We start from the raw sequence: 7,342 nt of genomic DNA on the forward strand, positions 1-7,342 counted from the left end.
CTCCTTCCAACAAGGAAAATGCAAATGAAGCAAGCGCATCCGAATCCAGATCTCCCCTAAACTCCCCAGCTTTAATCCCGTCACGAATAATACTTTTCATCATATCCAAATGGTTATGCAGCCCTTGTCTTGCCCGATCTCGAAGCTCCGCATGAGTATCGTCACTTTCTACTGCTGTATTCTGCATAGGACATCCGCCAACAAATGGCGGATTATCAACCACATCTTCATACACACGAAAGAAAGCAAGTAACCGCCCTGACGCAGACTGCTCCCGGTCGACCGCCTCAGCAAATTTGCTGATAACATTACTGGCAGCGTAGTTGTAGGCTTCAAGCGCAATTTCATCTTTACTTGTAAAATGCCGATAGATGCCCCCCTTCTTAATCCCGGTATCGGCAATAATATCGTTTAACGATGTACCGGCATATCCTCTCTGATTAAAGATTGCTGCCGATTTCATAATAATGTGCTCTCTTGTTCGATCTCCTTTTTTCATGGGTTCCTCCGAATGACCTTATTCTAATCTAACATTATATCAAAATTTTACGGCCGAAGCCTTGCCAATGTCTCAAATCCTGATATAATAAAGATACCGATCGGTATCTTTATTTTAAAACAAACCCATTCCAAAGGCAAGCATGTTTGGCTTCGGGTCAATGCTTACCTTTAAGTTCTATTGAACAAAATAATATGGAATGGATTTCGAACGAAAACAGGAGGTTTATGCAATGAGTGTAAAAGTAGGCATTAACGGTTTTGGGCGGATCGGAAGACTCGCTTTTCGTCGAATTCAAGAGGTGGGCAATATCGAGGTTGTGGCCATCAACGATCTGACTGACGCAAAAATGCTGGCTCATCTGCTCAAATATGATACTACGCAAGGCACTTTCCATGGAGACATCGAAGTTCATGATGGAGCCTTTACTGTTAACGGCAAAGAAATTAAAGTACTGGCTAACCGTAATCCCGAAGAGATTCCTTGGGGCGAGCTCGGCGTAGACATCGTGCTTGAATGTACAGGTTTCTTCACCACCAAAGAAAAGGCTGAGCTTCACCTGAAAGGCGGAGCAAAGAAAGTCGTTATTTCCGCTCCGGCAACAGGCGACATGAAGACCATCGTGTATAACGTAAACCATGAAACACTGGACGGAACGGAAACCGTCATCTCCGGTGCTTCTTGCACAACGATCTGTCTCGCTCCCATGGCTAAGGCTTTGAACGATACATTTGGAATTCAGTCTGGGTTGATGACTACCGTTCACGCCTATACAGGCAACCAGAATACTCTTGATGCGCCAGATTCAAAAGGAAACTTCCGCGCAGCACGGGCTGCAGCAGAGAACATTGTTCCTTACTCCACCGGTGCTGCTAAAGCCATAGGCCTCGTTCTTCCTGAATTGAAGGGGAAACTTGATGGTGCATCTCAGCGTGTACCTGTAGCAACAGGCTCCGTAACAGAACTCGTAGCTGTTTTGAACACGAAGGTTACGGTTGAAGAAGTTAATGCCGTTATGAGAAAAGCATCAGATCCAGAAACATACGGATATACTGAGGACGAGATCGTATCTTCCGATGTTAGAGGAATGACATTTGGGTCTCTTTTTGATGCAACTCAAACAAAAGTTCTAACCGTTGGCGACCAGCAACTGGTGAAAACTGTTGCCTGGTACGATAATGAAATGTCTTACACCGCGCAACTGGTTAGAACATTAGAATACTTTGCAAAACTCGCCAAGTAACATCATTGCAGTTCTTCTTTACCCTAGCTGCAAGCATCAAAAGAGCAGCGTTTATATGCACTGTACGGAAAGCTGCATAAGCAGGAGCAAGATCGGTACTTCCGATTTCTAGAAAGTTATTCCAGGTGAAGAGTTAAGTTTTATCAAGACATGATTGATGAATTAGAGAAAATGCGAACGGTGAAGCTGATAGCACAGCCTCTATGAAAGGAGTCATGAAATGAGAGATTCTGAGGAATTGTTCAAAGATGTAGATGATGTATTGAGAAAACTGCGTCCTTATTTAAACCGCGATGGTGGAGATGCCGAATTGGTTCAAGTTAAGGATGGAGTGGCTAAACTAAAATTCTTGGGAGAGTGCAACGGCTGTCCTAGTGCAACGATCACATTGAAGGCTGGCATAGAACGTGCCATTTTTGAAGAAGTAGATGGCATTCATGAAGTCGTTCAAGTCTTCTAGAGAAAGGGTGACCAAACAAACTACTTCCTTGCTGACATCCGTTTGGACCTGCCTTTTCGCTACAATAAGAGCGTAAACCAAACTTGAAACGAATGCAGCTTTATGATGAAGATTGCGCTAGATCCAACAAAAGTATGCGCTTCCGGAAAAAACGGCTTTTCCAAGTGCTTCAAAGGATCACGTTTCAAATCACTTTTAGGAGGAACATTCATGTATAATGCCAGCTCCATCCGATATGACAAGATGACATATAACCGTACTGGCCGCAGTGGCCTGCTCCTGCCAGCTATTTCGCTAGGTCTGTGGCATAACTTTGGCGGGATCGATAACTTCGAGAACGGCAGAGCGATGGTGAGAAGAGCCTTTAATCTGGGAATCACCCATTTTGATTTATCCAACAACTACGGGCCTCCTGCCGGTTCCGCAGAAGAGACTTTCGGACAAATCCTGAAGAAGGATTTAGCCGCTTATCGTGATGAACTGATTATCTCCAGCAAAGCCGGATATTATATGTGGCCAGGCCCTTACGGAGAATGGGGCTCCAAGAAATATCTCGTATCCAGTCTGGATCAAAGCTTGCAACGGATGGGACTGGATTATGTAGACATTTACTACCACCACCGCCCAGACCCTAACACGCCGCTGGAAGAAACGATGTCTGCATTGGATCTGCTTGTTCGCCAAGGCAAGGCCCTGTATGTCGGCATTTCGAATTACAGTGCGGAAGATACCCGCAAAGCATCGCAAATCCTGCGCCAGCTCGGAACTCCATGCCTGATTCATCAGCCGAATTACTCGATGCTGTCCCGCTGGATTGAAGGCGGCTTGCAGGATGTACTGGACGAAGAAGGTATTGGAAGCATCGTGTTCTCACCGCTGGAAAAAGGCATCCTGACTGACCGTTATCTAAACGGCATCGCAGCCGATTCCCGTGCCGCCGGACCAAGTGTCTTCCTTTCTGAAAAAGAGCTTACGGATGATGTCCTCGGTAAAGTACGGAAACTGAACGATCTTGCCGCTGCTCGCGGACAGAAAATGTCGCAGTTGGCTCTCTCCTGGGTGCTTCGCGGCGGCAGAGTAACTTCCGCCCTGATTGGAGCCAGCAAGGTAAGCCAAATTGAGGATGCGGTCGCCTCCTTGAGTGCACCGGAACTTAGTGCAGAAGAGCTGGAGCAAATCGAAGCCATTTTGCCCGGATAGTTTACTTTTCAATATGGAGGGCGGGGACAACGGTCCCCGCTTATTCTATTCTATCTACAGCCCATGCATGGGCTTGCGCTCTACTGAGCCTTTACACTCTACTCCTTGTTCATCCCTTTTCATTACAGGTTTATTTTCCGGATCATGCTCTGGAGTTGTCAACAAAAGTGCAGTTTGAAAACACACACAACAAGGTGACAAAGAAGCTGAAGCCAAATTGATTATCCGTTATGAGCCAGTTATAAATAAATACGCTAAACGAAATGGAACCATTGATGCAAATTGCAAACAACAGTTGACAATTGCTTTTATCCTGGCAGTTCGTCGCTTTGATCTCAATCGTTATAAGTAATCACGGGCAAGGCCATGTGGATTTTACTTCACATGGCCTTGCCCGTGTTTTTAGCTACTTTTGTATTAGTGTATTGAGAACATTTTCATGGAGCAAGTTGCTTTTTTCGTTTCAAGTCCCCATTTATATCACAGGAAGCGATCAAATAGATAATCATATCCACTTTGATTGATTCTTGCTCATTGAAAACTTCATATTGATTGTTTCAAGTACGTTCCTTTCTCTGCTGTGAAAACAGATGCGACGAAGCGGAAGCGCCATGATAGCTCTCTATTAGGGCTTGAGCGATCACCTCTCCGGCTGTAATCATCCTGTGGTGGGATGAATCGCCATAATCAGAGTAAGGGATTATGATACTTCTGCCCGGCCAACGTCACGGTATTGGGGGCAGCTCGCTCGGATGAGGGGGAGCTTCATCATAACGTTGAAGCTATGATGCTGACTTACCATCAGCAGCTTGAAATAATATTTATCCTTCATCCTATGGAGATGAGAGCATTGTGATCGCTTATTATTATACACGCAGCCCACCTAGACAAAACTACATATCCATTTGAAAAGGAGACTTTGTAATATGCCAGAACAATCTGAGCCATTACCACCAGACACAAAGCATCCTCTTATATCCATGTTTGAACAATACCCTGACGTCGTGAATGTTCCCCAACTATGTGAAATGCTCGGTGGCATTAGTTGCAAGAGCGCATATAAACTGTTGCAAGCAAATCGCATTCAATACTTTAAAATCGGACGAGTATACAAAGTACCTAAAATTCAAGTTATTGTATACCTTCAATCATTGATGCAGCCACAAAAGTTAAATCCCAAAATAACTTTAACGCATTAATGCGTTGAACCATTGTCTTAACTATGTTATAGTTATGGTGTCAATGGTAGAGATGTGGGCTGCTAACCAAGGAGGATCATGTATGATAGCAGGCCACCTACAAGAAAAAAGGGGCCTTTTCTATATCGTCTTAAACTGTAAAGACGATAACGGTAGACGAAAACCAAAGTGGATTCCTACCGGACTAAAGATTAAGGGCAACAAAAAAAGAGCCGAAATTTTGCTTCAAGAAGCTAGAAAAAATCATCACCTAGAGGAACAAGCACGAACAGAAGAAGTTGAAAAACATGCAGTGGAATCAAAAGCAGCCCCATCATCTGATGAAGATAAAAGGTTGTTTGCAGACTTCATGCTCCAATGGTTAGAGATGATGAAGAACAGTATCGAACTTATCACCTATATCTCCTATTCAAACGCTGTAAAAGGCCGCATAGAGCCTTACTTCCGCGAAAAAGGGATTATGCTTCAGGATTTGACTACGGAGGATATACAGACCTATTACACTCACGAGATGAATGTACGAGGTGTAAGTGCCAATACCGTTATTCATTACCATGCCAATATCCGTAAAGCCCTTCAGCATGCAATGAAAACAAAGCTGATTGTGGCAAATCCCGCTACTCTTGTTGAACGTCCAAAAAAGAATAACTATGTAGCAAGCTTTTACAATGCTGAGGAACTAAATCAGCTCTTGGCCGTAATCCGCGGCGAAAAAATAGAGCATGCCATCATCCTTGCTTCTTTTTACGGACTAAGACGAAGTGAAGTGGTTGGTTTAAAATGGCCAGCGATTGATTTGACTAATCGAACTATTACCATTAAGCATACCGTTACTTCTGGCACGTTAAACGGTAAGTTCATTGAAATTGCGACAGATCGTACCAAGAACAAAGCTAGTCGACGAACGCTGCCGCTGGTGGACACGTTCTATGAACTACTGATCCGTATTAAGGAACAACAAGAAGCTCATCGCTTATCTTATGGCAATGCTTACTGCACAGACTACCTGGAGTATATTTATGTCGATGCATTGGGACAGCGCATTAAGCCAGGCTACATTACGCAGCATTTTCCCATTCTGCTGAACAGACACGGTTTTAAGCGAATCCGGTATCACGACCTACTTCATAGCTGCCCAGCTTGTTATTAGCCAACGGTGTGAGCATGAAAGAAGTTCAAGAATGGTTAGGGCATAGTGACTACTCGACAACAGCAAATATTTATTCACATTTGGAATACAACTCGAAAGTATCTTCAGCTCAAGCAATGAGTGGGGTACTAAATCTAAAATAAAAAAAGCTCATTAGAGAATATCTCCAATGAACTCTTTTAGCAATACCGGTGAGAGGACTCGAACCTCCACGGTTTCCCACTCGATTTTGAGTCGAGCGCGTCTGCCATTCCGCCACACCGGCATATTTTATTAAAATGGCGCGCCCTGAGAGATTCGAACTCCCGGCCTTTTGATTCGTAGTCAAACGCTCTATCCAGCTGAGCTAAGGGCGCAAATAATGGAGCGGACGACGGGAATCGAACCCGCGACCCTCGCCTTGGCAAGGCGATGCTCTACCGCTGAGCCACGTCCGCATACGGTAAATTTTCATTCGGCACACTTTAAAGAAAGTGAGCCATGAAGGACTCGAACCTTCGACACCCTGATTAAAAGTCAGGTGCTCTACCAACTGAGCTAATGGCTCATACTTGCAAAATACAACTTCTCGACTTTAAAGCAGAAAAGATGGCGGAACCGACGGGATTCGAACCCGCGATCTCCTGCGTGACAGGCAGGCATGTTAGGCCAACTACACCACGGTTCCAGAAATATTTGCATGAATGAAAATTGGTTGCGGGGGCAGGATTTGAACCTGCGGCCTTCGGGTTATGAGCCCGACGAGCTACCGGGCTGCTCCACCCCGCGTCATTAAAAACATATTGTCTTATCCTCCAGAGGAGGTTACATGGTGGAGGCTGAGGGGATCGAACCCCCGACCCTCTGCTTGTAAGGCAGATGCTCTCCCAGCTGAGCTAAGCCTCCATGTTATAAACAACTTTTATACTATATCACAATTGTTATGATTGTGCAAGTTTTTTTTGGTGACCCGTAGGGGATTCGAACCCCTGTTACCTCCGTGAAAGGGAGGTGTCTTAACCCCTTGACCAACGGGCCCTGCATAAGTTGTTTATGTGACAACAAAAAATATCTTATCATATATTTCAGATTATAGCAACAACTTTTTTTGAAATAAATTTCATAGAACGTTTTAATAAACAATCAATGAGTAAAGAAAGCACTCTAAATACTGTAGAAACCTTCAGGGCTGCATTTAATTCACCTGCTATTACAAGCGCTCAGCAATCGAAATAATGGCCTCTACAGCCTCATAGAAGCTGTGTAGAGCTTCTTAAGGGGTCATGACTGTTATGCACAGATGTAGACGTGCTAAGAGGTCATGGGTTCCTTTTCGCAGCTGTTGGACGTAATCCCTCTGCTACAAAGTCTCCCCTATTTTCACACGACATTCTACGTTACAGATCGATTATACTTTATTGTTAATTCTTCGACGTTTCAGTATTTCTTCTTAAAAAATAAAAGACCACTGTTGTAAATTCAACAGTGGTCTAGTGCTTGGCGGCGTCCTACTCTCCCAGGACCCTTCGGTCCAAGTACCATCGGCGCTGGAGGGCTTAACGGTCGTGTTCGGGATGGGTACGCGTGGAACCCCTCCGCCATCGCCACCAAA

At 44.6% G+C, this 7,342-nt stretch carries 7 protein-coding genes, 8 tRNA genes, 1 rRNA gene and 1 pseudogene; 7 read left to right on the top strand and 10 right to left on the bottom strand.

Translation table 11 applies throughout. The features are described 5' to 3' along the window. Nucleotides 1-499 (bottom strand): TetR/AcrR family transcriptional regulator (locus tag HPT30_RS00865; protein ID WP_175369679.1); only part of this gene is annotated, 499 nt, incomplete at its 3' end. A 232-nt stretch (nt 500-731) separates the two neighbouring features. Here HPT30_RS00865 and gap point away from each other — a divergent pair. From gap to HPT30_RS30305, 7 genes and pseudogenes are all read left to right on the top strand, one after another. Beyond that, nucleotides 732-1,742 carry a type I glyceraldehyde-3-phosphate dehydrogenase gene (gap, locus tag HPT30_RS00870; RefSeq protein WP_175369680.1) on the top strand — a complete coding sequence of 337 codons (1,011 nt, stop codon included), beginning with the start codon at nt 732-734 and terminating at the stop codon, nt 1,740-1,742. A 220-nt stretch (nt 1,743-1,962) separates the two neighbouring features. Further along, nucleotides 1,963-2,202, top strand: a complete 240-nt coding sequence (locus tag HPT30_RS00875) for a NifU family protein (RefSeq protein ID WP_163753924.1) — start codon at nt 1,963-1,965, stop codon at nt 2,200-2,202. 210 nt (nt 2,203-2,412) lie between these two features. Further along, nucleotides 2,413-3,402, top strand: a complete 990-nt coding sequence (locus tag HPT30_RS00880) for an aldo/keto reductase (protein ID WP_175369681.1) — start codon at nt 2,413-2,415, stop codon at nt 3,400-3,402. Between the two features lie 199 nt (nt 3,403-3,601). Further along, nucleotides 3,602-3,754: pseudogene (locus HPT30_RS00885) on the top strand (helix-turn-helix domain-containing protein); the annotation flags it as partial. 574 nt (nt 3,755-4,328) lie between these two features. Beyond that, nucleotides 4,329-4,601 carry a helix-turn-helix domain-containing protein gene (locus tag HPT30_RS00890; protein ID WP_217622202.1) on the top strand — a complete coding sequence of 91 codons (273 nt, stop codon included), beginning with the start codon at nt 4,329-4,331 and terminating at the stop codon, nt 4,599-4,601. Between the two features lie 82 nt (nt 4,602-4,683). After that, nucleotides 4,684-5,751, top strand: coding sequence for a tyrosine-type recombinase/integrase (locus HPT30_RS00895; protein WP_281364441.1), 1,068 nt, complete (start codon nt 4,684-4,686; stop codon nt 5,749-5,751). Nucleotides 5,752-5,765: 14 nt separating this feature from the next. After that, complete coding sequence (locus HPT30_RS30305) at nt 5,766-5,894, top strand: hypothetical protein (RefSeq protein WP_281364442.1); 129 nt, start codon at nt 5,766-5,768, stop codon at nt 5,892-5,894. A gap of 43 nt (nt 5,895-5,937) precedes the next feature. On the opposite strand, the gene HPT30_RS00900 is transcribed toward HPT30_RS30305, so the two are convergent. From HPT30_RS00900 to rrf, 9 genes are all read right to left on the bottom strand, one after another. Next, nucleotides 5,938-6,016: transfer RNA gene (locus HPT30_RS00900), tRNA-Leu, on the bottom strand. Nucleotides 6,017-6,030: 14 nt separating this feature from the next. Beyond that, a tRNA-Arg gene (locus HPT30_RS00905) sits at nt 6,031-6,107 on the bottom strand. Between the two features lie 6 nt (nt 6,108-6,113). Further along, nucleotides 6,114-6,188 (bottom strand) — tRNA-Gly (locus HPT30_RS00910). Between the two features lie 37 nt (nt 6,189-6,225). Continuing rightward, nucleotides 6,226-6,298: transfer RNA gene (locus tag HPT30_RS00915), tRNA-Lys, on the bottom strand. A gap of 42 nt (nt 6,299-6,340) precedes the next feature. Then, nucleotides 6,341-6,418 (bottom strand) — tRNA-Asp (locus tag HPT30_RS00920). Between the two features lie 24 nt (nt 6,419-6,442). After that, nucleotides 6,443-6,519 (bottom strand) — tRNA-Met (locus HPT30_RS00925). A 41-nt stretch (nt 6,520-6,560) separates the two neighbouring features. Further along, a tRNA-Val gene (locus tag HPT30_RS00930) sits at nt 6,561-6,636 on the bottom strand. 57 nt (nt 6,637-6,693) lie between these two features. Continuing rightward, nucleotides 6,694-6,768 (bottom strand) — tRNA-Glu (locus HPT30_RS00935). 457 nt (nt 6,769-7,225) lie between these two features. Further along, nucleotides 7,226-7,342, bottom strand: a 5S ribosomal RNA gene (rrf, locus tag HPT30_RS00940).

The sequence above is a fragment of the Paenibacillus agri genome (assembly GCF_013359945.1).
Classification (GTDB): Bacteria; Bacillota; Bacilli; order Paenibacillales; family Paenibacillaceae; genus Paenibacillus_AQ; species Paenibacillus_AQ agri.

Bases quoted from the DNA above. Each gene is read 5' to 3' on its own strand.
- gap (WP_175369680.1), top strand. From the start codon at position 732: ATGAGTGTAAAAGTAGGCATTAACGGTTTTGGGCGGATCGGAAGACTC.
- HPT30_RS00875 (WP_163753924.1), top strand. From the start codon at position 1,963: ATGAGAGATTCTGAGGAATTGTTCAAAGATGTAGATGATGTATTGAGA.
- HPT30_RS00880 (WP_175369681.1), top strand. From the start codon at position 2,413: ATGTATAATGCCAGCTCCATCCGATATGACAAGATGACATATAACCGT.
- HPT30_RS00890 (WP_217622202.1), top strand. From the start codon at position 4,329: ATGCCAGAACAATCTGAGCCATTACCACCAGACACAAAGCATCCTCTT.
- HPT30_RS00895 (WP_281364441.1), top strand. From the start codon at position 4,684: ATGATAGCAGGCCACCTACAAGAAAAAAGGGGCCTTTTCTATATCGTC.
- HPT30_RS30305 (WP_281364442.1), top strand. From the start codon at position 5,766: ATGAAAGAAGTTCAAGAATGGTTAGGGCATAGTGACTACTCGACAACA.